This is a genomic window from Carboxylicivirga longa (assembly GCF_050589825.1).
In the GTDB taxonomy this organism is placed as follows: Bacteria; Bacteroidota; Bacteroidia; order Bacteroidales; family Marinilabiliaceae; genus Carboxylicivirga; species Carboxylicivirga longa.
Window position 1 is genome coordinate 1 of record NZ_JBNGOZ010000062.1, and the last position, 1,496, is coordinate 1,496.

A 1,496-nucleotide genomic window follows, 5' to 3' on the forward strand; every position below is an offset into this window, starting at 1 on the left:
GGTAAAAATATTAACGGCTCCACGGAAAAAGTGGCTTAAAAACTTGTTTTTAAATAGAGTATATAAGTGAGCCGACTTGTTTTGGTTGGTTCGTAGCTTCGGCAACCAGCGCCAAATCGCTGATTTGGCTTTAAAATGAAAAGATAAAAACAAATACAACGCTTTGGCTTAGTGGAGTTTGGAAGTGATTTCTGGTTAAGATTCACTTACGCTTCATAGCCGCGTCCGTTGTAGCTAATTTTGAAACTTACAAATTAATTAACATGAAAAGACAATTATCAGTTCTATTATTTGCATTTATATGCTTTTCCATTTCAGCAAAGGACTTGCTAGTTCAGCTAAAGACTAATAAAGAAATTGGAGAAACGATAAATATAACTTTTGAAGTAAATGACAATTCAGATATAGATATTGATTTTGGGAATGGTTCTTTAATAAACTTTAATGTGTCAACAGGAATATTCAATCATCTTTCAAATACAGTTGCAGGTGAAACAATAAAAGTTTATGGCAATGCCGAGATTATTACACAAATTAACTGTGAAGAACAAGGGATAACCAATCTTGAACTATATAACTTATCAAATATTAAATACCTCGATTGTACTATTAATCAGTTAACATTTCTAAATATAAAAAATTGTAGCTTGTTGAACCATTTAAATTGCTCTTACAATAATTTAGAAAGTTTAGACTTAAGTGGTTGTGTAAACTTATCTAAGTTAGAATGTTCAAATAATAGACTATCAGAATTAGATATTAGTGCTCTTGCCAATTTAATGGAATTGAATTGTTGGGGGAATAAATTGAGTGCTTTAGATGTTAGTATGTGTAATGATTTAACGGATTTAAACTGCAATAGTAATAAATTAAGGTATTCTACATTAAAATTAGGTCAACAAAACCTGTCCAGTTACAATTTTGATTCGCAAGAAAAAATTGACTTGGGAGAATCTATAGCCGTTGGTTCGCAGGTCGATTTATCCTCTGAATATAGTTTTAATGATAATGTAACGACATTTAGGTGGTACAAGCAAGGTTATACAAATGAATTGATTAAAAATCTAGATTATACAGTTAATGAAGGAGTCTTTACTTTTCTGCGAAGTCAGATTACACCAGTTTATTGTCAAATGTGGAATGCAAGTTTTATTGGACTAAGACTTGAGACAAATAAATTTGATATTACAGCAGCAACTTCAGTAAATAATGAACTGACCTTAAATTCAAAAGTAATAGTTAAGCAGAGTTCTATCAGTATTGAGACTCTATCAAATTCGAAACTTGAAGTATATAATATCTCTGGAAAAGTTATTTTAAAAGAAAGAATAGTTTCAGGTAAATATTCCTTTAGATCACCAGAAAAAGGAATTCTTGTTGTTTCTTTAAAAAATGATAATGACATTTTTACAAAAAAAATAGGCTGTAGTTTACAATAGCGTTTTAATTTTGTAACTTAATGAGAAAATGCCATGGATACCGCCAAAATAAAAGAA

1 protein-coding gene is annotated in these 1,496 nt (G+C 29.9%); it reads left to right on the plus strand.

What is annotated here, in order from left to right; translation table 11 throughout:
* Positions 1–263: 263 nt before the first annotated feature.
* Positions 264–1,439 (plus strand): T9SS type A sorting domain-containing protein, encoded by a 1,176-nt coding sequence (locus ACRD7A_RS19030; protein WP_430812977.1) that lies wholly within the window; start codon positions 264–266, stop codon positions 1,437–1,439.
* Positions 1,440–1,496: the final 57 nt, after the last annotated feature.

What these genes read in the sequence shown, in the direction of transcription:
- ACRD7A_RS19030 (WP_430812977.1), top strand. Translation starts at nt 264, where the DNA reads ATGAAAAGACAATTATCAGTTCTATTATTTGCATTTATATGCTTTTCC.